This window comes from Pectobacterium sp. S5 (assembly GCF_051707265.1).
GTDB lineage: Bacteria > Pseudomonadota > Gammaproteobacteria > Enterobacterales > Enterobacteriaceae > Pectobacterium > Pectobacterium polare.
The window spans coordinates 27024-50846 of the sequence record NZ_JAULSZ010000001.1 but is presented as its reverse complement, the minus strand read 5'-3'; the positions used below and the strand labels follow the sequence as shown (position 1 = coordinate 50846).

Annotated in this window: 24 protein-coding genes; 8 read left to right on the top strand and 16 right to left on the bottom strand. The window is 49.5% G+C overall.

Translation table 11 applies throughout. From position 1 onward, the window contains the following. Window positions 1-154 precede the first annotated feature (154 nt). The 3 genes from mlc (at window position 155) to QWJ20_RS00245 (ending at window position 3761) form a co-directional block, all read left to right on the top strand. The gene (mlc, locus tag QWJ20_RS00255; protein ID WP_119888836.1) at window positions 155-1372 is read left to right on the top strand and encodes a sugar metabolism global transcriptional regulator Mlc; all 1218 of its coding nucleotides are present in this window, start codon (window positions 155-157) and stop codon (window positions 1370-1372) included. 133 nt (window positions 1373-1505) lie between these two features. After that, window positions 1506-2171 (top strand): dethiobiotin synthase, encoded by a 666-nt coding sequence (gene bioD, locus QWJ20_RS00250; RefSeq protein ID WP_010296067.1) that lies wholly within the window; start codon window positions 1506-1508, stop codon window positions 2169-2171. A gap of 102 nt (window positions 2172-2273) precedes the next feature. Continuing rightward, a complete protein-coding gene (locus QWJ20_RS00245) occupies window positions 2274-3761 on the top strand; it encodes an MDR family MFS transporter (protein WP_433991601.1) in 1488 nt (495 codons plus the stop codon). 61 nt (window positions 3762-3822) lie between these two features. Here QWJ20_RS00245 and QWJ20_RS00240 read toward each other — a convergent pair whose 3' ends face one another. The 9 genes from QWJ20_RS00240 to QWJ20_RS00200 all read right to left on the bottom strand — a co-directional run bounded on the left by QWJ20_RS00240 (window position 3823) and on the right by QWJ20_RS00200 (window position 12166). After that, window positions 3823-4122 carry a DUF1161 domain-containing protein gene (locus tag QWJ20_RS00240; protein ID WP_095699464.1) on the bottom strand — a complete coding sequence of 100 codons (300 nt, stop codon included), beginning with the start codon at window positions 4120-4122 and terminating at the stop codon, window positions 3823-3825. Between the two features lie 104 nt (window positions 4123-4226). After that, window positions 4227-4844: a hypothetical protein gene (locus tag QWJ20_RS00235; protein WP_433991600.1), complete on the bottom strand. Its 618-nt coding sequence runs from the start codon at window positions 4842-4844 to the stop codon at window positions 4227-4229. 188 nt (window positions 4845-5032) lie between these two features. Further along, window positions 5033-5383 (bottom strand): DUF1283 family protein, encoded by a 351-nt coding sequence (locus QWJ20_RS00230; RefSeq protein ID WP_039473112.1) that lies wholly within the window; start codon window positions 5381-5383, stop codon window positions 5033-5035. Between the two features lie 272 nt (window positions 5384-5655). Beyond that, window positions 5656-6405 (bottom strand): bifunctional NADP-dependent 3-hydroxy acid dehydrogenase/3-hydroxypropionate dehydrogenase YdfG, encoded by a 750-nt coding sequence (gene ydfG, locus QWJ20_RS00225; RefSeq protein WP_174868361.1) that lies wholly within the window; start codon window positions 6403-6405, stop codon window positions 5656-5658. A gap of 207 nt (window positions 6406-6612) precedes the next feature. After that, complete coding sequence (locus tag QWJ20_RS00220; RefSeq protein ID WP_433991599.1) at window positions 6613-7797, bottom strand: pyridoxal phosphate-dependent aminotransferase; 1185 nt, start codon at window positions 7795-7797, stop codon at window positions 6613-6615. Window positions 7798-8106: 309 nt separating this feature from the next. Beyond that, window positions 8107-9324 (bottom strand): glycosyl transferase, encoded by a 1218-nt coding sequence (locus QWJ20_RS00215; RefSeq protein WP_433991598.1) that lies wholly within the window; start codon window positions 9322-9324, stop codon window positions 8107-8109. 30 nt (window positions 9325-9354) lie between these two features. Then, on the bottom strand, window positions 9355-10179 hold the full coding sequence (locus QWJ20_RS00210; protein ID WP_433991597.1) for a mannosyl-3-phosphoglycerate phosphatase-related protein: 825 nt from the start codon (window positions 10177-10179) through the stop codon (window positions 9355-9357). Between the two features lie 202 nt (window positions 10180-10381). Beyond that, window positions 10382-11344, bottom strand: coding sequence for a GlxA family transcriptional regulator (locus QWJ20_RS00205; RefSeq protein ID WP_433991596.1), 963 nt, complete (start codon window positions 11342-11344; stop codon window positions 10382-10384). 45 nt (window positions 11345-11389) lie between these two features. Beyond that, window positions 11390-12166 (bottom strand): MBL fold metallo-hydrolase, encoded by a 777-nt coding sequence (locus tag QWJ20_RS00200; protein WP_433991595.1) that lies wholly within the window; start codon window positions 12164-12166, stop codon window positions 11390-11392. Between the two features lie 246 nt (window positions 12167-12412). On the opposite strand from QWJ20_RS00200, the gene pptA reads away from it, so the two are divergent. After that, a complete protein-coding gene (gene pptA, locus QWJ20_RS00195; RefSeq protein ID WP_014915392.1) occupies window positions 12413-12643 on the top strand; it encodes a tautomerase PptA in 231 nt (76 codons plus the stop codon). A gap of 21 nt (window positions 12644-12664) precedes the next feature. Here the strand turns inward: pptA and yddG are convergent, their stop codons facing one another. The 3 genes from yddG to QWJ20_RS00180 all read right to left on the bottom strand — a co-directional run bounded on the left by yddG (window position 12665) and on the right by QWJ20_RS00180 (window position 16659). Continuing rightward, a complete protein-coding gene (gene yddG / locus QWJ20_RS00190) occupies window positions 12665-13576 on the bottom strand; it encodes an aromatic amino acid DMT transporter YddG (RefSeq protein WP_433991594.1) in 912 nt (303 codons plus the stop codon). A 176-nt stretch (window positions 13577-13752) separates the two neighbouring features. Continuing rightward, the gene (locus tag QWJ20_RS00185) at window positions 13753-15255 is read right to left on the bottom strand and encodes a pyridoxal phosphate-dependent decarboxylase family protein (RefSeq protein ID WP_400409140.1); all 1503 of its coding nucleotides are present in this window, start codon (window positions 15253-15255) and stop codon (window positions 13753-13755) included. Between the two features lie 18 nt (window positions 15256-15273). After that, on the bottom strand, window positions 15274-16659 hold the full coding sequence (locus tag QWJ20_RS00180) for a diaminobutyrate--2-oxoglutarate transaminase (RefSeq protein ID WP_433991593.1): 1386 nt from the start codon (window positions 16657-16659) through the stop codon (window positions 15274-15276). A gap of 413 nt (window positions 16660-17072) precedes the next feature. Here QWJ20_RS00180 and QWJ20_RS00175 point away from each other — a divergent pair, with 413 nt between their 5' ends. Together QWJ20_RS00175 and QWJ20_RS00170 are read left to right on the top strand one after the other, a co-directional pair. Continuing rightward, window positions 17073-17306 carry a type II toxin-antitoxin system Phd/YefM family antitoxin gene (locus QWJ20_RS00175; RefSeq protein ID WP_039486865.1) on the top strand — a complete coding sequence of 78 codons (234 nt, stop codon included), beginning with the start codon at window positions 17073-17075 and terminating at the stop codon, window positions 17304-17306. Window positions 17307-17336: 30 nt separating this feature from the next. Continuing rightward, window positions 17337-17672: a type II toxin-antitoxin system RelE/ParE family toxin gene (locus QWJ20_RS00170; RefSeq protein ID WP_433991592.1), complete on the top strand. Its 336-nt coding sequence runs from the start codon at window positions 17337-17339 to the stop codon at window positions 17670-17672. Window positions 17673-17719: 47 nt separating this feature from the next. On the opposite strand, the gene QWJ20_RS00165 is transcribed toward QWJ20_RS00170, so the two are convergent. Next, on the bottom strand, window positions 17720-18994 hold the full coding sequence (locus QWJ20_RS00165; protein ID WP_433991591.1) for a glycoside hydrolase family 10 protein: 1275 nt from the start codon (window positions 18992-18994) through the stop codon (window positions 17720-17722). A 5-nt stretch (window positions 18995-18999) separates the two neighbouring features. Then, window positions 19000-19287 carry a VF530 family DNA-binding protein gene (locus tag QWJ20_RS00160; RefSeq protein ID WP_039486860.1) on the bottom strand — a complete coding sequence of 96 codons (288 nt, stop codon included), beginning with the start codon at window positions 19285-19287 and terminating at the stop codon, window positions 19000-19002. 268 nt (window positions 19288-19555) lie between these two features. Between QWJ20_RS00160 and QWJ20_RS00155 the strand changes: the two genes are divergently transcribed. Together QWJ20_RS00155 and fabF are read left to right on the top strand one after the other, a co-directional pair. Beyond that, window positions 19556-20113 (top strand): winged helix-turn-helix transcriptional regulator, encoded by a 558-nt coding sequence (locus QWJ20_RS00155; RefSeq protein WP_433992364.1) that lies wholly within the window; start codon window positions 19556-19558, stop codon window positions 20111-20113. Between the two features lie 81 nt (window positions 20114-20194). After that, complete coding sequence (gene fabF / locus QWJ20_RS00150) at window positions 20195-21469, top strand: beta-ketoacyl-ACP synthase II (RefSeq protein ID WP_174865600.1); 1275 nt, start codon at window positions 20195-20197, stop codon at window positions 21467-21469. 116 nt (window positions 21470-21585) lie between these two features. Here the strand turns inward: fabF and QWJ20_RS00145 are convergent, their stop codons facing one another. Beyond that, window positions 21586-22485: a LysR family transcriptional regulator gene (locus tag QWJ20_RS00145; protein WP_262252228.1), complete on the bottom strand. Its 900-nt coding sequence runs from the start codon at window positions 22483-22485 to the stop codon at window positions 21586-21588. Window positions 22486-22591: 106 nt separating this feature from the next. Then, complete coding sequence (locus QWJ20_RS00140; protein ID WP_433991590.1) at window positions 22592-23494, bottom strand: LysR family transcriptional regulator; 903 nt, start codon at window positions 23492-23494, stop codon at window positions 22592-22594. Window positions 23495-23823: the final 329 nt, after the last annotated feature.

The window sequence follows — 23823 nt, the reverse complement described above, 5'->3', positions numbered from 1 at the left end:
ATCACATAACGAATCAAATATTTGACGAGTTTAGTGAAAAGCCCCACCATACCCGCAGTTTTTTTATTTTGCAGCGTGAAAAATAGTCATGCCGCAATAATAAAGATAAATTTTTCAACAGCAGTGCCAGCAATAATGAGTAGGAGCCAGGTTTGTGATAACCGACGGTCAACCAGGACACATCGATCAAATCAAACAAATGAATGCCGGTGCAGTGTATCGGTTGATCGATAAGTACGGCCCGATATCACGTATCGAACTGTCCAAACGTGCTCAGCTCGCGCCCGCCAGTATTACCAAAATCGTCCGCGAACTGCTGGAAGCCCATCTGGTACAGGAAACTGAATATCAGGATGTGGGCAGCAGAGGGCGTCCCGCTATCGGCCTGATTCTCGATACCGAAGCCTGGCATTATCTTTCCGCACGCATCAGCCACAATACCCTGTTATTGGCGCTGCGCGATCTCAGCAGCAAGCTGGTTGTGGAAGAAGAAATCCCGCTTCCCGCCGTATCGCCACAGCCGCTGCTCGACCGTATTTTGAATGAAATCGACCAGTTTTTTATTCGTCATCAAAAGCGGTTGGAACGGCTAACGGCAATCGCGATTACCGCACCGGGCATGATTGATGCCAGTAAGGGCATTATTCACCGGATGCCATTTTATGACGTTGAGGAAATGGCGATTGGCCCAGCGCTGGAACAGCGCACCGGGTTGCCAGTGTATTTGCAGCACGATATCTGCGCCTGGACGATGGCCGAAGCGCTATACGGCGCCTCGCGCGATTGCCAAAATGTAATTCAGGTGGTGATCGACCATAACGTCGGTGCGGGGGTGATTACCGGTGGCCGCATCCTCCATGCGAGAAGCCGGAATCTGGTCGAAATCGGGCACACGCAGGTCGATCCTTATGGCAAGCGTTGCTATTGCGGCAATCACGGCTGTCTCGAAACCGTCGCCAGCACGGAAAATATGCTGGAACTGGCGCAACAGCGCATGAATACCTCTATGAGTTCACTTCTGCACGGTTCACCGCTTAGCGTTGAGAACTTGTGTGACGCCGCGCTCAAGGGCGATCAGTTAGCCAAAGATATCATTAACGATGTCGGTCATAACGTCGGCCGCATTGTCGCCATCATGGTGAATCTCTTCAATCCCGATAAAATTCTGGTGGGATCTCCTCTGAATAAAGCGGCCAGCATTTTACATCCCGCCATTTTAGGCTGTATTCAACAGCAATCATTCCCGCCCTATAGCCACAATCTCCAGGTGGAAGCGACCCAATTCTACAATCAGGGCACGATGCCCGGTGCCGCACTGGTCAAGGACGCGCTCTATAACGGATCGCTGCTGGTTAAACTGCTACAGGGATAACCATAAAGGCGTAGAGCAACAAAACATTGCGCTAACGCAAACTGCCCGAATGAGGCATAGCCTAGACTTTCACGCTTGGAAAGCATTTTAGCTGTGCTTGTTTTTTGGTATTCAGGTGGTCTGGAGTTATCCCATGTTGAAACGTATTTTTGTCACTGGTACTGATACCGCCGTTGGCAAAACAGTGGTATCCAAGGCGCTACTGCAAAAACTGGCGCTGGCAGGCAAATCGGTTGCGGGCTACAAACCGATAGCAAAAGGGTGCGAAGAGACGGAAGCGGGCCTGCGTAATAAAGACGCGCTGTTGCTACAGGCGGCCTCTACGCTCGAATTGCCCTATAACATGGTTAACCCTATCGCACTGCGGGAAGATGAAATCAGCGCCAGCGAAGGAACCATTGATTACTGCACGATGACGCAAGGCCTGCGCCACATGGGCGAGACGGCGGATATCGTGGTGGTTGAAGGCACGGGCGGATGGCGAACCGTTATGAACGATCTGCGTCCGTATTCCGAATGGGTGGTGCAGGAACAGCTGCCTGTTGTGCTGGTTGTTGGCATCAAACTGGGCTGTATCAGCCATGCACTGCTGACCGCACAGGCGATCATCAACGATGGTTTACCGCTGGTCGGCTGGGTCGCTAACCGTATTAACCCCGGACTGGCGAATTACGCAGAAATCATTCACGTTTTGCGGAAAAAAATTCCGGCGCCGCAGTTGGGTGAATTGCCTTACTTGCCACGCGCCGAACAGCGGGATCTTTCGTCTTATATCGATCTTTCTGCCGTCAGCTATTAATTTCTTTTGTCTTCTATTCCCGCTTCTCTGCGGGAATAAATTTTCTCCGTCACGCCACCTGTTATACTCACAGGCAGTTTTTCTTCTTATCCTGAAAATATAATGAAAACAGAGAATAACCCGCAGCAAACACCTGTCCCACATCGCCATTGGATTTTAATTGCCTGTATGTTGGCTATGTTCACGGCCGCGATTGAAGTGACGATTGTCGCCACCGCGCTGCCGACCATCATCGCGGATTTAGGCGGGTTTTCCCTATTGGGCTGGGTCTTTGCGGGTTATTTGCTGACGCAGTCGATCAGTATTCCAATTTATGGCCGATTGGCCGATCTGTATGGCCGCAAAAAGATATTCTTCTTCGGCATGATCGTGTTCCTGCTGGGGTCGATTCTGTGCGGATTCTCGACGCAGATGGGCTGGCTGATCGTCTTCCGCACCTTGCAAGGGCTGGGCGCTGGCGCGATTACGCCGATTGCCTTCACTATTGTTGCTGATGTGTACAGCTCGACCGAGCGCCCGAAAATACAGGGCTATTTGTCCAGCGTGTGGGGCTTTTCTGCGATTATCGGCCCGCTGCTGGGGGCGTTTATCGTGCAACACTTCAACTGGGCGCTGGTCTTCTGGGTCAACGTGCCGATTGGGCTGTTCTCTATCTTCCTGCTGGCTCGCTATCTGCCGACGATGAATGCCGTACGCCAGCATCAGTTGGACTGGATGGGAGCGTTCTATCTGATTGTGTCCGTCGCCAGTTTGCTGATGGCGCTGCTACAGGCTGAAGTGTTTGGCTACTGGGTGATCCCGCTGCTTGCGATCTCCGCCGTGGGCAGCATTCTGCTGGTTCGACAGGAAAAGCGCACGCCGGAGCCGCTGTTTCCGCTGGCCCTGTGGCGCAATCGGGTCATTATCGCCGGTAATCTCGGCGGATTGGTCGTCGGGGCCGCCATGATGGGCGTGAGCGCCTTTTTGCCAACGTTTATTCAGGGCGTAATGGGGAAAACGCCACTGGAAGCCGGCAGTATACTGGCGATGATGTCGATTGGTTGGCCGTTGGCTAGTACGCTGAGCGGGCGCTTAATGCTGTTGACGTCTTACCGCTTTACGGCAATGCTCGGCGGTATTGTGCTGATTATCGGCAGTCTGACGCTGCTAACCGTTCAACCGGACAGCAACCTTATGTGGGCACGACTCGCGGCATTTTTGATCGGTTCAGGAATGGGGCTGAGTAGCACTACGTTTCTGGTATCGATACAAAACTCGGTGGACTATTCCATCCGCGGCATTGCGACGGCTTCCGCCATGTTTACCCGCATGCTAGGTTCCGCGCTGGGAACGGCCATCCTTGGCGCCACGCTAAATATCAGTCTGCACTGGCGATTGCCGGACGTGAGCGATCCGCTCCAGACGCTTATGGATCCGGCCAAGCGCATCCTGTTGAGCGTCAACCAGCTCGATACGCTGGCATCGCAAGTCGCCTCGTCTATCCACGGCGTATTTATCGTTTCTGCACTCATCGCGGCTATCACGCTACTTTCCGCCAGAATGATCCCGGCAAGCCAGCGACCGGGGCAGGCTGAAACCAGACAAAAATAAGGCAAAAGAAAAGGCGCGAAAGCGCCTTTTGAACATTTACTTTGGACATCCAGAGGAAGGGTTACGGTGTGGTCGTCGGCTGACCTTCTGCTGGCGCTGGCGCACTTTCCGTATTAGCGTCGCTCTCAGCATGGCGGGTGTAAACAATTTTGTATGAATCACTCTCGCAGTGACCAACCACCTGACCACTGGCCTGATTCACCTGATCGTTCGGGACGATATCCAGCGTAAAACCGGATTCTGGTACACCATTGGCGATGATTTTCTGGGCAATATCCGCTTTCACGCTCTCGCAAGATGCCAGTGCAGCCAACGGAGTAACCAGGAATAACGCGGCACCAAAAATGACGGTTTTTTTCATCTTTTGATCCTTTTCTCTGAAAAAAGTCTCTTTGAGTATATCAAACGATGACGATAACGCGAAAAAGCCACGAAATCAGGCCATCAATGATGGCCCGGAGAAGCTTAAACGCAGGGCCCGGTGGCGCAGCCATACATCATAAATAGCGGGAAAAGAATAACGGCTGGAATCATGAGGGGAGCAAGCAGCACCTCTTTGCCAGAGTTATCGCTGCTGTTGATCACTACCGGAATGGGCTGCAGCAGGCGCCCCTGTGTTGTCGGGCTGACCAGTGAACCTTCTTTCTCGCTAAATGTGCCATTCGCGCTAAACGTCACTTCACCTTCTCCCATTGCTGAAGGAATTCTCGCCGCGTAGAGTTCGCGTAAATCCACTTCCTGCTTTTGGGTCAATCGGCGAGTATCAATCACGTTTTTATATCTCGCGTAGACCTGGCCATTACGGAGAGAAAAATCGACCCTCACGCCAAGGATGATGTCTTTGTAATCACGATAAAACGCGTAATAGTCCTGATACTCTTTTTGAGTGCGTGCGTCGGAGAACTTATAAACGTAGTTAGCAGACTCAGCGATAAGCGTCCCATTGTCATTGGTGATATTCGTGATGTTATCCGTCTTCGGATAGGTGCTTGCACACGAACTGACCAATAGACACATAATAAACACACCCCACAGTTTGATGTGAAAAGGGCGTGAAAGTAACTGCATGAGATCCATATTCATCCTGATGCGCTCCATTTTGGATAACAATGCGGGTTCTACGATATGCGATAATCGTTGAGTTTAACGGTGATGTCCCCTCGGGTGCAGGCTAATTTGCTGCACTATTTTTCTGCACTAGTTTGCTGTACTACTTTTCTGCACTACGAAGAGAAAAGGGGAAACCCACGCCAGAAGGCGTGGGTAAAAAATCAGGGGGTAACGGGGCGGCCAGTACGACGATCGAGGCAGCGATCGGTGGTATTTTCCCAGTAAGCATTGACGTTGTAGCTGGCGTTGCATTTTTCACGCCCATCAATCGCTTTTTCCGTTTTATCAAATTCTTTCTCAACGCGGTTGTTCACTTTATTACGCAGCGAGCGGGTTGAGTCCCATTGCTCTTTGCTTTGACGCGCCGCTTCTTTCGACAACGCGCTGTCGCCGGAATCAACAATGATGTGGCGTGTCTCTGCCAGTGCGGCAGGCTGCCAGGCAGCGGAAACGATAACCAGAGAAAGCGGGATGAAGGCCCGAATCAAAGAAGAAAAAGAGTAGTGGTTCATGTTTCACCTTGACAGAACGAATGATAAAAACAAACGCCGATGCCGCAGAACGATAAAGCGCACGGCAAGCGATAGACAACAAAAGGCGACCGCCGTTCCCTGTAACCTCCGCGCTTTGTACAAAAAGGAAGGTTACCGATAACGAGAAGTATACATCCTTCGCTTCAACGGCACTATAACCGTGCAGCGCAGCACTGAAAGGAAAGGGCGCTGAAAATAGAAAAGGGCATGAAACAGCGTTCATGCCCTTAATGCTTGTGTTTCAGTAATGATTAGCCTTCGCGGTGTACGCTTAAACCAGCAAAAGACTGGCTGACGGGCATCATTTCCAGCGTGTTGATATTGACGTGTGCTGGCAGGGTGGCTACCCAGAAAACGGCTTCAGACACATCTTCGGCAGTCAGCGGCGTCGTGTTGTCATAGGTTTTACTGACTTTGTCATCGTTCCCTTTGAAACGCACGGCCGAGAACTCCGTTCCACCGACCAAGCCCGGTTCGATATTTGTTACACGGATTCGGGTGCCAGACAGATCGGCACGCAATCCCAGACTAAACTGCTGCACGAACGCTTTGCTCGCCCCGTACACGTTACCGCCCGCATAAGGCCAGTTTCCTGCGGTAGAACCGATGTTGATGACGTGGCCGATATTACGCTCCACCATAGCGGGCAGCAGCGCGCGGGTCATGAACACCAGCCCTTTGTTGTTGGTGTCGATCATATTTTCCCAATCGTCGACCGATGCTTTATGCGCAGGTTCCAGACCCAGCGCCAGTCCAGCGTTGTTCACCAGCACATCAATGGCCTGCCATTCGGCTGGCAGGGAGGCAACTGCTTGTTCAATCGCCTGACGGTCACGCACATCCAGTTTTAGCGGATACAGCGCATCGCCCAGTTCCGCCTTCAGCGCATCCAGACGTTCCTGGCGGCGGCCAGTCGCGATCACTTTATGGCCCGCACTAATGAATTTACGCGTAATTGACTCACCAAACCCAGCCGTTGCACCGGTAACAAAAATAATCATGCTCTTATTTCTCCCTGACCGTTTTCATATTTTGCTTGTGCCTGATATCAATATAAATAATGAAAGGCATGCGATCATTTAGCCGCGCAATTCCCCGTGGGTCAAGCGTTACTCCGGTTTCAACGATGCGGTTCAGGAATAATCGCCCCTCAGAACGAGAGGCGAATGTCGGCCACGGCAGTGCGGCAAGGTTGGTATGACGAAGGATTAAATCCAGTTCTTGTTGCGGAATTCGCGCATAGTATCCGCGACCCACTGCATTTCCTGCGGTGTCCCTAACGAGATACGACACCAGTTATCCGCCGGAGGAAACGCGCGGCCAATCAGCACGCCTGCGTCTGCCATATGCTTTTGGTAATCCTTAAGCGGCACGACCAACTGGTGGAAAACAAAATTTCCTTCTGACGGTAAGTAAGGCAGTTTCAGGTCATCTAGCGCTTTCAGCAGAATCTGACGCGACACATCATTACTCTTTTTGCTGTAGGTAATGAATGCCGAGTCGTCCATAGATGCCAATGCGGCATCCACACCGCTAAAATTGATTTTTTCGCCCGCGACATACCTTCCCATCAACGCAATAACTTTGGGATGGGCGACGGCATACCCAACGCGCATACCGGCCATAGCGTGTATTTTGGAGAACGTTTTGAGCAAAATAATGTTCTCTGCACCCTGCGTGATCATCGGTGAAATTGAGCGGAAGCGCGGGTCATTGACGAACTCGGCATAAGCCTCATCGACGATAAACATCGTATTGGCTGGCTTGCTGGCAATCCACGGTTCGATTAAATCCGCCGGTGTAATCGTACCCGTTGGATTGTTGGGATTAACCAGATAAACGATGGAAGGGCCGCTGTAACCTGCCACGGCGGCTTTAAGTCCTTCAATATCAAACACCCAGTTGTCGAGCATTTTGACTTTCGTGACTTTAATTCCGGCAATTTTCGCAAAGTGTTCGCCGTCGCCGTAGGTTAATTCAGGAATCACCAGCTGTGCATCCAGCGAGGCGTAGGCTTCAATGGCCGCTCGGATACCTTCGGACGATCCGGCTGTCAGCAAGATGGAAGGGGCTTCAACCTGATGATGCGTCGCCAGTTTATTGCCAAGCAGTAAAATTTCATTCTTTGCATAGCGGTTGGCTTTCACGACAGCCTCACGCGCAGCGGCTTGCGCCTTGGGCGACATACCTAGAGGATTTTCATTGAAGTTAATACGGATTGGGTTAGTGGCAGATGGTGCGGTAAATGCGGCGCTCTCAGGTTGTGTCTCGGCAAAAACCCGCGAACTTAACCCTGTAGTTACCGCCGCCGTTCCCAGCAGGGCGCCCGAAAGTTTTAATAATGCTCTGCGTTTTGGGTTTAACACGTCGCTATCATTGATTAAAAAATTCATCAAAACACTCTCCTTAGTTACATAATGACAGGAGAGCTAAAGCATAAAGCGCGCCAACTTCATTAATCGATTGAACGCTAATACCTTGTCAAATAGGTGAAATAATATTTTCTTACGACAAGTGTGCCCGTCTGGTGGGAAATGCCGCGTTTTCTAATGCGTCGATTAAAGGTAAGGAAAACTGGTTGATTCATCGAGTGATTAAATCGAATGATATGAATTACTTATGCAAGGGAGCCATCATGACGCATGCAATGATGCATCATGATGCGTTTGCCCTATGAGATAGCAAGTACATAGCGGAAGACATCACGTTTCCTGATTGTCGGCTTCTACCGCCGCATACAACCGCTCAAGGATATCGGGAAACGCAGACTGCACGCGGTTCCAGCTCGGCACAAACGGTTTATCACCCAGGACATCGCTATAGGCATGACCTGCAAAGGTGATGACATCAGAAAATAACTCCACCGCCGACTCCTCTTTATGACGGTCGAAACTCAGGCCGTTCATACGTGCGTCATGCTCGAAAGCATCGATCATATCAAGCGCGGTGCGATAGTAGGTCGCCCGCAGGACGCGGAAAGAGTCCGTGGTGATATTCACACCGAGAATCGCCAGCTTGCGATACAGTGCTTTTGTGATGTCCGCCGCCATGCGCTGCAATCCCGCGTTAGGATCGTCTTCAGACATCGGCTGATGTTTATGGTCGTAGCGATCGGCGATATCCACCTGACAAATTCGGCGGGTCGCGGTTCCGCGATAAATTTCTGACAGCACACCAATTTCCAGTCCCCAATCGCCAGGAATGCGCAGGTTGTTCAAAATGGTGGTACGCATCGCAAACTCGCCGGAAAGCGGATAGCGGTAACTGCGCATGTAATCCAGATAGTCGGAATTGCCGTAGACCTTTTGCAGCGATTTCAGTAACGGATAGACCAGCAGACGCCCCACGCGGCCATTCAGTTTTCCCTCTGCAACACGAGCGTAATAGCCTTTGCAGAAGTCGTAATTAAAGTGCGGATTCGCCACGGGATAGAGTAGGCGAGCCAGCATTGCACGGTCATAGGTGACAATGTCACAATCGTGCAAAGCGACACAATCAGAACGACGCGATGCCAGCGTGTAGCCGACACAAAACCAGACATTCCGGCCCTTGCCGGGTTCCTCCGGTGCTAACGATTTTTCTGCCAGTTCGTCGCTGAGCGCTTTCAGGTGCGGGCCATCGTTCCATAGAATTCGATGTCGATGCGGCAGACGAGAGAAGAATTTTCGGGCATAAAGAAACTGTTCCCGATCGGCGCGATCCAACCCAATCACAATCTCGCCAAGGTAAGAAACCTGAGACAGTTGATCGACAATATGACTCAGCGCGGGGCCTTCCAACTCCGAATACAGAGAGGGCAGAATCAGCCCCATGCTGTTTTGCCCAGAAAATACCTGAAGTTCATACTCCAACTCTTCTGTGCTTCTTTGAGTGAGATTGTGAAAATTGGTAATGATGCCATCTTGATAAAATTCGCTCATCCTATGCTCCCATACCCTTTTGCGGCTAGATCATGCCGAGAAATGATCGTTGCTGATAAAGTGATCCAGTCCTTCACTCCAGCCTTTAGGCCCTGCATTTTGCGTGCAATATAGCTTGCCGCCGTATGATTCAGGCAGGTTAACAATTTGATTTCCCTTGCCTTTAATGAATACGGCGTAGTCCACCGCGCATAACAGGGGTATATCGTTCGGGCCGTCGCCCAGACCAAGCGTTTTGATGTCAGTACCGTATTTTTCGATATGCTGTGTTTTTATCCAGTTAACCATAAATCCCTTACTCGTTTGGACACTCATGGCGTGATAAAAGCGACCACCTTGGGTCAGAGTCAGACCCGTCTCTGCCAATAACTGGCAAAAACGCGGTAGGGCATTTTGCTCGTCCAGCCACAGCAGCGGTTCAGTGGCTTCTCGCTGTTGCGCGCGTTGGGCGTCTTGCTCGGTTAATCCCGTCATTTCTGCTATTTCCGTACTGCTCATATCGCCAAAGCCTTTGAAACGGAAACCGGATGCGCGCAGCGATTCCAACTGGGTGCGGATAACGGAATACCCTGCACCCATCCTCTTCCTTGGATAATCAGGATGTGATTGCCATGTCGGCGGCAGCACGGCAATAGCGCCGTTTTCCGCAATATAGGGATACGATTCCAACCCAAGCGCCCGCCGTAAGGGCTCAACTTCAGCCGCCGTTTTACTGGTGGTGATAATCAACGGAATTCCCTCATTCGCCAGCCGTGTCAGCCACGGTTGCGCGGCATCCCACCGATAAGTTTCATGATCGAGCAACGATCCATCGAGATCGCTGAAGATAATCAGCTTCGTATTACGCGTTTGCATGGGTTCTCCATGTTTTATCGTGGATAAACAGAGAGTAATGATGGACGATTAACGTTAGTCAGAAAGGGCGTGTGTTTGTCAGTGGAGTGTTGTATTCGTGGTATTGATGACTGTGAGCATCATCACACTTTAAGGATAGGTGGCAATCCGTATCTTCACCAATAATATAATGATCTGGCTATTTTTCGGCAGGCGATGAACATCAGCGGGTGCCGCTTTTATCCTGAAATGTTTTACGCCAGTCGGTCGGGCTCACGCTAAAACGCTGTTTGAACTGCTGGCGAAAGGTTACCGCTGACTGAAAACCCACGCTATCCGCAATCGCTTCGATGGAGTGAGATGTCGATTCCAGTAATGTCTGGCTATGATGGAGCCGTTCCGCCGTTAGCCAGTCGCTAACCGTCATGCCTGTGGCTCGGAAGAAATGTCGGGTAAATGTCCTGCGACTCATCTGCACGCGGCTTGCCAGCGCATCCAAAGAGTGGGGCGAACGGAGATGGCTGCGTAGATAGTCCAGCAGTTGATTGATTTTACTATCCCGCGTATTTTCCGGCACCGGATGTTCAATAAACTGGGCTTGCCCACCTTCGCGGTAAGGCGGGATCACCAGACGGCGGGCGGCGCGGTTAGCGATAGCGCTGCCGCAATGTTGACGAACCAGATGAAGGCAGCAGTCTATTGCCGCTACCGTGCCCGCAGACGTAACCAGATGTTCGTCTTCGACATAGAGCGCGTTGGTATCCAACTGCACATGAAGAAAGCGGGCGATAAAATCCTGCTCAAATGCCCAGTGTGTCGAGGCGCGGCGGCCATCTAGCAATCCGGCATAAGCCAGCACATAAGTCCCCAAACATAATCCGGCGATCTGTGCTTTGCGGGCTTCGGCAGTGCGTAACGCATCCAGAAGCGGTGCAGAAGGGCGCGTCTCTGGATGGCTCCAGTAGGGAACCACGATCAAATCGGCGTTTTCTAACGCGGAAAACCCGTGTTCGACGTTGATAGAAAACCCGTGTTCAGATGCCACTATACCCGGCGTTTCCGCACAAAAAAAGAGCTCAAATTGTTTTTCTTCATAGAGCATGTCGCTGAAAACCATACCCGGTATGGATAAATGAAACGGGCTAAAATTCTCGGAGACAACAACCGCGACGATTAGCACAGCCATAATAGCCCTCATCAAATAATCAATAGGTTCCGGTTACTGTCCGGTTCAGAATTGCACGCTTTCGCCATCGTTCGGTACGTGCGCGACGGATTGAAGCTTTTCTTCATGCAAATAGTCACGCAGTTCAGCCCGACTCAGAAGGCAATGGTTCACCGCTTCCATATGTGTTGCGACTATCGTCGCATTGGGTACGAGCTGATGTACACGCCGTACATCCTCTTTTCCCATGATAATAGAACCGAAGCCGGGAATGACCGCATTGCCGATATTCAGCGCCACCACATCGGGCGTGTGATGCGTCAGTGCAGCAATAACATGCTGATTCCAGACGGTATCGCCAGCCAGATAAAACGATTTCTCATGCGCATGCTGGAAGATAATCCCGCAAACATCACCTAGTCGTTCCGCCATCTGTGGATTAGCATAGGTTTCATCAGAACCGTGCTGGCCAGACGTTTTGATCAGCGTTATGCCGTCATATTCTGTCTGCTCATCCAGTACACGCACCGAGGTAAACCCCGCCTGCCGAATGAGGTCAGCATCCCGCGTATTTTGGCTGAAGATCGGCATCGTTTTCGGGATAGCATCGATGGCTGCATCATCCCAATGGTCGAGGTGTGTATGCGTCACAATCACGGCATCAACATCCAGAATTGTCGCCATAGGCAGAGGAAGATCGACCAGTGGATTACGCAGATGTGCATTTGCCGTTCCCGGGAAGCCAGGATAGGTCGCCTTTGGTGCCAACATCGGGTCAATCAGAAACGTTTTCCCACCAAATTCCAGTCGTAATGTCGCATTGCGAATCTGCGTTATTTTCATCTTATTGCTCCCATATCCGGTTAACTGGCAGCGCTGTTACGTGCCAAACAGGAGCAGTATAAGAATCTGGCAGATCGCTAACAGTGGCCTGAATGACACACTTCGATGAGTTTAGGCCAATTTGTCTCAAGCGGATTGTTTATCATCGGGCGAACGATCCTATTGCCGTCTTCATGCACACTAGCTATCTTAACTCACTGGCTAGCTTAACCAACGTGCTGTTTCATCACTGAAAAGGACTATTCCATGCCCCATATCGATGTCAAACACTTCCCAAGGAATCTGTCTGAAGAAGAGAAGAAAGCTGTCGCGGAAGATCTTGCTGCGGTCCTGAAGAAGCATTTCGGTTCTTCCGACGAATCGCTTTCTGTCGCGTTAAACGAAATCCAGCCGGAGCGCTGGAAAGATGACGTTTACGACCCGTTTATCAAACCGCAGTTGGATACATTGCCGAAAAAGCCGGGATATTCGTATTAATTTGCCCCGCATCCTGGCGCATTAATTGGCCTGCTCCGAGGCGTTTTTCAATGTAGCGGAGCGGGTTGACCACCAACACAGCAGCGATCCCAGACTGACCATTGCCGCACCTTGCCAGAAGGCCACGGTTAACGTCGAGTTAAGAATAAATGCCGCAAGTGCAGCGGAAATAACGGGGATGAAATAAGACGCGGTCGCCAGAACGGTAACATTACCGTGCAGAATACCGATATTCCACGCAGCGTAACCAAACCCCATAGCGCCAGCGGCGAGAATCAAACTGATGATAACGGGCGGGCTGATAATAAATTCAGGTTGAGGGGCGAGTAGATATTTAACCCACAGCGTTAATGCCGTCAGGATAAATAAGAGGGTAATACCGTTCGCGCCGTTAGCGATTTTCTTTGTTACCGCGCAGTAAATCGCCCAGATAATCGCTCCGCCAAAAGCCAGCCCATAGCTTAATGGATTGCTATAGAGGTTATTCATAATACTGCTCAAAGATAAACCTTCATCACCGCCTAATACCCAGCCAATCCCCGTGATTGCAAGCAACATGCCGGGGATAATAACCAGACTGGTTTTTTGCCGATTAACCAATACGGATAAAAGGATCGTCAGGCTCGGCCAGAGGTAATTAACCATGCCGACTTCTATTGCCTGCGTGCTGTTGTTGGCATAGCCAAGAGATAAAGAGAGGCACAGTTCGTAGCAGACAAACAGAATACTGCCGATGATGAGGTAGGATACCGGGAAGGTTTTTATTTTAGGAAAACCCACCGTCATTAATAGCATCACCGAGCTTAACGTATAGATCATCGCCGCGCCGCCGACTGCGCCGAATCCTTCACTCACGCTTCGAATCAGCCCGACAATCGCGCTCCACAGCACGACCGCGATTAGCCCTATTAGCGTTGCTTTTTGTGATGTCATTTATTCATCTATCCTAGCGTTTCTATTTATTCCGTAACTACTTATTCCGTGACTATTTATTCCGTAACCACGGTATCCGTGTGCCAGTGAAATAATACGGCCAGAAAACTCAGCAATAAAAAAGCCGATAACCTATTATTGTTATCGGCTTTTCACGATGCAGTAAAGCAGGGGAATTACGCGGTCAGCAGAGGCTGTGCCGTGCTTTCAACCAGATCCAGCAGAACTTTAACATCGTCCAGGCTGACCGTTGGGTTCAGCAACGTCAGTTTCAGGCAGGTAACACCGTTAAATTCGGTGACGCCTACGTTGGCACGACCTGATTCCAGCAATGCATCGCCAATGCGTTGGTTAAGCAATGCGATAGTCGCGTCATCCGCTGTCGCCAGCTGTTGCGGGCGGAAACGGAACAGAACGCTTGCCAACTGTGGCTGCATCACCAATTCCAGCGAGGCATGTTCATCCACATACTGAGCAACCTGCTGCGCCAGCGTAACGCCGTGATCGATGATCGCCGCATACTGCTGTTGGCCCAATGCCTCCAGACCCATCCACAGTTTCAGCGCATCAAAACGGCGCGTCGTCTGCAATGATTTCGACACCAGATTAGGGACGCCCTGCGCTTCATCGAACTCAGAGTTCAGGTAAGCCGCCTGATAGCGCATCAGCTCATAGTGACGCGCTTCTTTCAGCAAGAAAGCGCCGCAGCTGATGGTCTGGAAGAACTGTTTGTGGAAATCCAACGTAATGGAATCCACCAATTCAATGCCGTCCAGATAATCGCGATACTTCTCGGACAGCAGCAGCGCGCCGCCCCAGGCTGCATCAACGTGTACCCAAATCTGATGTTCTGCCGCCAGTGTGGCAATCGCCCGTAAAGGATCGATCGCACCCGCGTCAGTGGTACCGGCCGTCGCCACAATCGCCAGAATCTGCTCACCGTTAGCCTTGGCCAGCGCCACTTTCTCTGCTAAATCGTTCAGATCCATCCGCGCGAAGCGATCGGTTTTTACCAGCGTAACGCATTGATAACCCAGACCCAGTAAAGCCATGTTCTTTTGCACCGAGAAATGGGCATTTTCAGAACAGAACACTTTAATTTTCTTCAGGTTACCAACCAATCCATCTTGCTGGATCGAATGTCCCTGACGGGCAAAGAAGGCATCACGCGCCAGCATCAGCCCCATCAGGTTACTCTGGGTGCCACCGCTGGTGAACACGCCAGCATCGCCAGACTGATAGCCAACCTGAGTACGCAGCCATTCAATCAGCTTCATCTCGATGATGGTCGCTGACGGGCTTTGATCCCAGGAGTCCATGCTCTGGTTCGTGGCATTAATCAAGACTTCCGCTGCCTGGCTAACCACCAAACTCGGGCAGTGCAGGTGAGCGACGCACTGTGGGTGATGCACCGACAGGCTGTCTTTCAAAAAGTACTCAATCGCACGCTCGATAGCGGCCTGGTTACCCAGGCCCTGCGGATTAAAATCCAGCGTGATGCGTTCACGCAGTTCAGCAACGGTTTTGCCCTGATACATCTCAGGCTGTTGCAGCCACTGCATGACGGCTTGGCTACTCTGCGTAATCGCGTCCTGATAGGCTTCGATACTCTGTGCAGAAGAGGCCAGAATCGGGTTAATTTTTGTTTCCACTGCTTCTGTTTCCACTAATTGGGACATCGTGGTCATTCGCTCCACTCAGACTGGCTTCACGCCAGCAGACAGCAGGGCGTTTTCAAATTTATCCAGGAAGATTTCCAATTCAGCATTGCTGATCAGCAGGGAAGGCAGCAGACGCAGAACGCAACCATGACGGCCACCGCGCTCCAGAATCAGGCCCGTTTCAAAGCATTTTTTCTGCAACAGGGCAGACAGCTCACCGTCAGCCGGGTAGCAACCCATGTGATCCTGCGCTTCATTAGGCTTAACAATCTCAATCCCGATCATTAATCCCAGACCGCGAATGTGGCCAATCACCGGATAACGTTTTTGCAGCTCAGCCAGTTTGGCTTTCAGCCATTCACCTTGCTCAGCGACTTTGTTTGCTACCTGATTGTCTTTGAGGTGCTTCAGCGTCGTCAGGCCGGTTGCCATCGCCAGTTGGTTACCACGGAAGGTACCGGTATGGTGACCCGGAGCCCAGGCATCGAACTGCTTCTTGATACCCAGTACAGCTAATGGCAAGCCGCCACCTACTGCTTTGGACATCACGATGATATCTGGCTCAATACCAGCGTGTTCGAAGGCGAAGAATTTACCGGTACGAGCAAAGCCCGCCTGAACTTCGTCGATAATCAGCAGAATACCGTGTTCCTGCGTGACTTTACGGATGCGCTGCAACCACTCGACAGGTGCCGGGTTAACGCCGCCTTCACCCTGAACGGCTTCCAGAATGACCGCCGCCGGTTTGCGTACGCCACTCTCAACGTCGTTGATCAGGTTTTCAAAGTAGTAGGTCAATGCTTTCACGCCAGCTTCACCGCCAATGCCCAGCGGGCAGCGGTACTGATGCGGATAAGGCATAAACTGGACTTCTGGCATCATGCCGTCGACAGCTTCTTTCGGTGACAGGTTACCCGTTACCGACAGCGCGCCATGCGTCATGCCGTGGTAGCCGCCGGAGAAGCTGATCACACCAGCACGACCGGTGTATTTTTTTGCCAGTTTCAGCGCAGCTTCAACAGCATCGGCGCCAGAAGGGCCAGTAAACTGGAGGCAGTACTCTTTGCCCTGACCAGGCAGTAAGGAAAGCAGATACTCGGAGAACTGATCTTTCAACGGCGTTGTCAGATCAAGTGTATGTAACGGCAAGCCGCTAGTAATGACACGTTGGATGCTTTTCAGCACGTCAGGATGGTTATGTCCAAGCGCCAGCGTTCCCGCCCCAGCCAGACAATCAAGATATTGATTATTCTCAACATCGGTGATCCACACGCCTTCGGCTTTCGCAATTGCCAGAGGCAATTTGCGTGGATAACTCCTCACGTTCGATTCAAATTCAGCTTGTCTTGCCAAATAGGTTTCATTGTTTCCGTTTAATGAATTCGCACCTAAACTGTCAATACGGACTTTATCCGTCATCATATCTCTCCTACAACCGTGAGCTCGCAGGCAACCACAGTTGAATAAATGAATTAAACACGTAACTACTATAAGAAAAACGCGGCCAATATAGGTTTTTTCAGTCACCGACTCAATGATTTATTTCGTTTCGAAACTTTTATTTTTTCACATAAAAATCAACCGGTTGATTGGTTTTTCACGAATCATGATGTCATGACTACTTTACATGCTTATTAAATAAGCAAAAAAAATCCGCCTACCGCAGAATTCTTGAACCGAAAAAGCGGCAATAAGAGGGATAAACAGCACGTTTAGCTATAGCGTTCAGGGAGAAAACCACAAGTAAGAGAGAGGCGTGATGATGCTTTACGCATTGTTTTCAGTCTATATAAAGACTAAATTAAGACTGAAATCGATATCAGGAGGAAAGCACCATGAAGATCGAGACGATTAGCTATATAAAGAAAAACGCAGCCACGCTTGACCTCGCTGAACCTATTCTAGTGACCCAGAATGGCGTTCCTGCCTACGTTATTGAATCCTACGATCAACAGCAGGAACGGGAAAATGCTATTGCACTGCTGAAGCTTCTAACACTGTCTGAGAAAGATAAAGCTGAAGGAAAAGTGTTCAGCAGGGATCAATTGCTGGATGGGCTGGAATTCTGAACTGACAATGTCATCAGGAAGGGACGCTAAATGGAAGAACCGAGAGTAACGATAGAATACACCTCGACGGTCAGAGTCTGTATCAGCGATATTGTCAGCCATCTCCGCCGTGTTGATGTAGAACCCGGCCCGGTGATCAATGAAATTTTGGACCAATTTGAGAGTAAAATCCGGCAGTATCCTTTGAGCTGTCAGATCAGCCCAGAACTGTTGAAAATCGGGTGCGGAAAATACAGGGAATATAATACTTCAGGAGGATATCGAGTCCTCTATTCAATCGAAAATAATCTGGTTACCGTCCACGCTCTTCTTGCTCACCGACAAGATATTCAGCAATTATTATTTAAGCGCTTGATTCAGGCATGAATCAGTACCAGAGGAAGGGGCAGAGGTTTTGAAGCCTCTGCCGTTCGTTAAATTGGATTCCAGCGGTTTCTGAGGTAATTAACCGCTTCCTGGGTCTGTGGCTGATTGAGATAGTTCTCTCTGAACAGAATCGTCCCGTTGATTTGTGGCACAGACTCATTCAAATCGAGCTGCTTTTTCAGCTCCGGCACGCCGCCATTTATCGTCCAGTCAGGCTCATTCTTTGAAGGCTCACCCACTTTATACAGCGCAACGCCAATATAAAGGCGTGTGTTTGTGGGTTTCACCACATCCGCCCACCATTTTGCCAAGACATCATAGCGAGCCGCATCGCGCGCGAAGGGCCAGTAGATCTGCGGGGCAATGTAATCCAGCAGCCCTTGTTGCACCCACAGGCGGGTATCAGCATAAGCTTCATCGTAAGCGGCCGCACCTCGCGTGTCGGAACCTGCCGCATCGTGTGACCGGTTGCGCCATACGCCAGCTGGGCTGACGCCAAATTCAACCTCGGGTTTCAACTGCTTGATAGTGCGCGACACCTGCTCAATCAACAGTTGTGTATTGTGCCGCCGCCAGTCCGCCTTTGAGCCAAATCCCTGACCCTGTTTTTTAAAGGTTTCACCATCGTTAAGCATCGAGCCGGATGATTCGGCATAGAAGTAATCATCGAACTGCACACCATCAATAGGGTAACGCGCCACGACTTCGGCCACGATACTGGTGATCCAGCTTCGTGCTTCTGGGACACCTGGGTCGAGCACAAAGCGATCGCCTGCCGTGCGGATCCAGTCACGATGCAACACAAATACGCTGGCCGGATTTTGTGACAGGGTGCGATTTAGTTCCGTCACAGTTGATGGCTTCGTGTTAACGGAGACGCGATAGGGATTAAACCAGGCATGGACTTTCATACCGCGTTTGTGCGCTTCATCCAGCATGAACTGGAGCGGATCGTAGCCCGGATCCTCACCAATATTGCCCGTTAACATATCTGACCAGGGCAATATTTTAGAAGGCCAGAGCGCGGTACCATCAGGCTTAACCTGGAAAAATACGGTATTGATACCGAGACTTTTCAATTTATCCAGCTTGCCTGTCAGCGCTTCCTGCTGCTGAGTTATGCGCATAGCAGGGCTGCTGGCATTGACGGATGCTATCGGCGGCCAATCCAAGCGGGAAACGGTCGCCAGCCAAACACCGCGCATGGGTTCCTTATTCTGCTGCGATTTCACCGGAAGCGGGGTGACAAGCGAACTCGGTGGTTTAGACGCGCAACTGACAAGTAGAAGCGCAGCGGCAATAAGTACGACTGGCTTTTTCACGTTGGTTAGCTCTTATTTTTGCGACTATTAGCCCAGGGATCAGCAGCGCTATCATCTGATTTTACGGGAGCGGAACCGTCCAGGGAATCAAGGTACAGAGCTTCAACTTCGGCACGCGCCCAGGGTGTCCGACGCAGAAACTTTAAACTGGATTTAACGCTTGGATCGCTTTTAAAGCAATTGATGTTGATCCGTTTACCCAACTCAACCCAGCCAAAACGGGCAACCAACGCATTGACTTGCATTTCAAGTGTTACGCCATGCAAAGGATCTTTAGAAGTATGAGCTGTCATGTAACGTCCGGTAGTTTCAGATTTTTGTGTTCAGGATTAGGCTTATAGCAAGGGAGGTTACAAGAAAGCGGGGCGAGCGGCAATGCTCCAGGCCGCGCTGATTTGTACCTTCATTTCCCAGCGACCAAAAGAATATATGGTTATGTCGTTGATTTATATTTTTATTTTACTTTGGGGGGCAACGCAAGCAGTTATTTGAATGGTGACTTGTTTTTTGCAAGTAACTTATGATAGTTTAAAACAAATGCTGCTAACAGAAGATCTTAAAATGGCAAATGAAAAACTATGTGAGGCTGCTTGTCCGATAGCTCGTAGCTTAGGTAGGATAGGGGACGGATGGTCTATATTGATTCTAAGAGATAGTCTATCTGGGCTTACTAGGTTTGATGAATTTCAACGAAGCTGTAATATCGCAACTAACATATTATCCCAGCGACTTAAAAACTTAGTGGACAATGGTTTTTTAGAAAAAGTATGCTACAACAAAAAACCTCCTCGATACGAATATTATCCTACTGAAATGACGAAAAATTTTCGTGTTGTATTAATTGCAATGGCGGAATGGGGGAGCTATTATTTTTCGCCCGAAGGTAGGCAAATACAATTGGTTGAGAAAAAGACACAAAGGCTAATAAACCCTATTTTAGTAGATAAAGAAACAGGTAAAGAAATCACTAGCGAAGACTATGAAACAATTATAGGGCCTGCCGCATCGCCAGATATTAAATATATATTTCAGTACATTGCTAAAAAAAGTTCTCTAGGGATGACTGAAAAATTCCTTCCACCTTCATCACGAATTAACCCAGTGTCTGATAGTCACTGATCGATTCAATTAACCGAAAGGAATTATTACAGATTCTATCTGAAACGTAATTCCTTCATTACTGTTACAACAGGAATAATCATGAAATCATCTAATAAACGAATCGTGATCACTGGAATGGGAATTGTTAGCCCCTTAGGATGCAATGTTGAGCATGTATGGAGTTCTTTATTAAATAGGGAATCAGGCATCCGGTCATTACCAGATGAAATATGCCATGATATACCTTGTAAAGTGGCCGGTATAGTTCCAACAGTTGACGAAAATTCAGAGTTTGGATTTGACCCGGACAAATATATTTCCAGTAAAGATCGTAAAAAAATGGATCGCTTTATTGAATTTGCATTGGTTGCTGCTCATGAAGCGTTAGTTCAAGCAAATTGGTTTCCTAAAAACAAAGAGCAACAAAATAGAACGGCGACTGTAATTGCAACAGGTATTGGCGGGTTTAATGAAATTGCTAAAGCGGTGCAAATTACAGACCAAAAAGGAGCCCGCAGGCTTTCACCTTTTACAGTTCCTTCTTTTTTAGCAAATTTAGCCGCTGGCCATGTTTCGATTAATTACGGATTCCGAGGACCTATTGGTGCTCCTGTTACTGCATGTGCGGCTGGAGCTCAAGCAATAGGCGATGCCGCGAGAATGATCAAAGCAGGTGAGGCAGATATCGCAATTTGTGGAGGAAGTGAATCCACAATCCATAGGGTAAGTTTGGGTGGGTTCGCTGCGGCAAGAGCGTTATCTACTGAATTTAATGATGCTCCGACTACTGCTTCACGCCCTTTTGACCAGCAACGAGATGGCTTTGTTATGGGGGAAGGTGCTGGCATATTAGTGATCGAATCTCTTGAGCATGCATTAAAGCGTGGTGCTCAACCGCTTGGCGAACTCGTTGGATACGGTACTTCATCTGATGCTTGGCACCTTACTGCTGGGCCTGAAGATGGCAACGGTGCAGCGCGTGCAATGATGGCTGCAATTAATCAGGCAGGGTTAAAGCCATCAGATATCAATCACATTAATGCACATGCAACGTCTACTCCAGTAGGGGATAAAGGTGAATTGGCAGCAATTAAATCGATATTTGCAGATAATAGTGTTGCGGTGACATCAACTAAATCTGCAACAGGGCATTTGTTAGGTGCAGCAGGAGGAATTGAGGCAATATTTACGCTTCTTGCCCTAAGAGATGACATTGTTCCACCTACATTAAATTATCAAACCCCAGATGCTGATGCTGTTGGCGTGAATATAATTGGATTACATGCTAAAAAAATACCACTAACCTATGCATTATCTAATGGTTTCGGATTTGGTGGGGTGAATGCAAGTCTACTATTTAAAAAATGGTCTTAATACTTAAAAGACAACGATTTGATCGTTGGATACGGGGTATATAAGACAGTTTCATAAAACCGCTTTGCGGAATATGTTAAATCCGCAGTTTGCCCTCAAATTTATGACGGCGCTATTCACGCTTCAGGGTGATAGCGTAACGTTTCAATAATCAGTGACAGGGCCGGCAGCAGTTGGCGCTCACTTGAGTAGAAAATGTGAAAGCCCTGACGCAGATGACACCAGTCCTGAAGAACCCTCTGCAGGCGACCGCTGGCGAGATAGGGGCGGGCGAGGATTTCGGGTATATAGGCAAGTCCAAATCCCGCCAGAGCCGCATCCAGGGCAGCATAAACAGAATTAAAGATCAGTGGCCCATCCACACGGCATTGCAGGGTTTTATCTTCTTTCTTCAGTTCCCACGCATTAATGCCGCCACTCAGAGAAAAACGCGTGTTTATACATGAATGCTTCTCTAAATCATCGGGTGTCAGAGGGATAGCGTTTTCCTGAAAGTAAGAAGGGGACGCAACCATTACCGTTCGCAGGTCCGGAGAAATTCTCACCGACGCCATATTTTTCCCGATCTGGTCACCGGGCCTGATGCCAGCGTCAAATCGCTCAGAAATAATATCTGTTAGTGCAGGGTCGTTGGAAATCTCCAGTTTTATCTCAGGATACTTCAGTAACTCTCCTGACAGTCTGGGCCAGACAAAAGCATTAAAGGCGAAATCTGAGGCGGTTATCCTGACTGTCCCCGCGACCTTATGACTCAATTCCCGCAGGGAAGCCAGTTCATCTGCGATCGCATCAAAACGAGGAGCCACACGCTCAAGTAAACGCTCTCCCGCTTCCGTTGGAGATACACTCCGGGTTGTCCGGGTAAGCAGGCGCAGCCCAAGCCTTTCTTCAAGATTACGCATAGTATGACTCAGCGCTGACTGAGAAACCCCCAATTGCGCAGCCGCCCGGGTAAAACTGCGTTCCTTCGCCACGGTAATGAACGCGACAATATCTTTGAAATTTTCACCTGACATGGCTGGCCTCATTTCTGGCTGGAAACATAGCCTGTATCAACGGCTAAGTAAGGAGTTTGTGTCTGAAAGGCCTTTGTATAAGGGATGGTGAGACGTGAACGATGAATCATGTCTGCTTTTCCTGATAGCGTAGTGCCTCGACCATTAATGCCATCGCTCTTGAGTGCTGGCGTCGGTTCGGATAATAGAGATGAAAACCAGGCCAGACAGGGCACCAATCCTGAAGGACGGAAACCATTTTGCCTGAATCGATATAGGGCTGAACCATGTCCTGTGGCAGATAGGCAAGACCAAAACCATCTTTGGCGGCTTCCAGAATGTCATAGGCGTTATTGCATATCACTGAACCCGTGACCCTGGCATTAAAGGTTCGCTCATTATCAGTAAATTCCCAGTCATAAAGGCCACCATATGTTGATGTACGTAGCCGGATACATTTGTGCTGACTGAGAGCGGCAGGAACTTGCGGGGCTGAGTGTCTGGCTAAATAGCTTGTGGAACCGACTACGGCATTTTTAACATCGGGGCTGATACGTACGGATATCATATCCTGAGCGAGTTCCATTCCAAATCTTACCCCGGCATCATAACCTCTTGCTGCAATATCCACGCTTTCATATTCACTGATGAGTTCAACGGTGATGTCCGGATATTGTTGCAGAAAGACGGATAATTTGGGCCACAAAATGGACCTGATGGCATAATCAATCGCGGTGATGCGCAGTGTGCCCGTCGGTTTGTCTCGGAGATCGTTCAGGGATTTAAGCTCATTATCGATTTGCTCAAATTCAGGAACGATGCGATCCACAAGGTGCTGCCCGGCCATTGTCAGCGTTACGCTGCGGGTGCTACGTAACAGAAGGCGCACACCGAGTCGCTCCTCAAGCCCCCGGATACTCGCGCTCAGGGCGGGTTGCGTGACACCCAGTTGGGCTGCTGCTCGGGTAAAGCTTCCTGTTTGTGCCACCGCGATCAGAGCGATTAAATCAGTGAAACCTTCACGCGCCATGTTTATCCTTACTCACGAAAAAGATCCTACCGAGTCCAATCAATATCGTTGAGCCTAACACACCTGTATACTGCTAGAAAATATACTCCGTAGATTAATGAATTTGAGTTATAACTGCAAACAATCAGAGGCTCTGGTTAATAATAATCTGGTGATGTAAATTAATGACAGATGATGATACGCAATCATCACAGAGTTAAATTACAGACGATTTTATCACACTGGAGTGCTGGGTAAATTAATTTAAGTCTGTGATACTTAATAGGCTTTCTTGCTTGATTTATTAATCTAGCACTCCGCATTATTCTGAAAAAAACTTCCACTAAAAA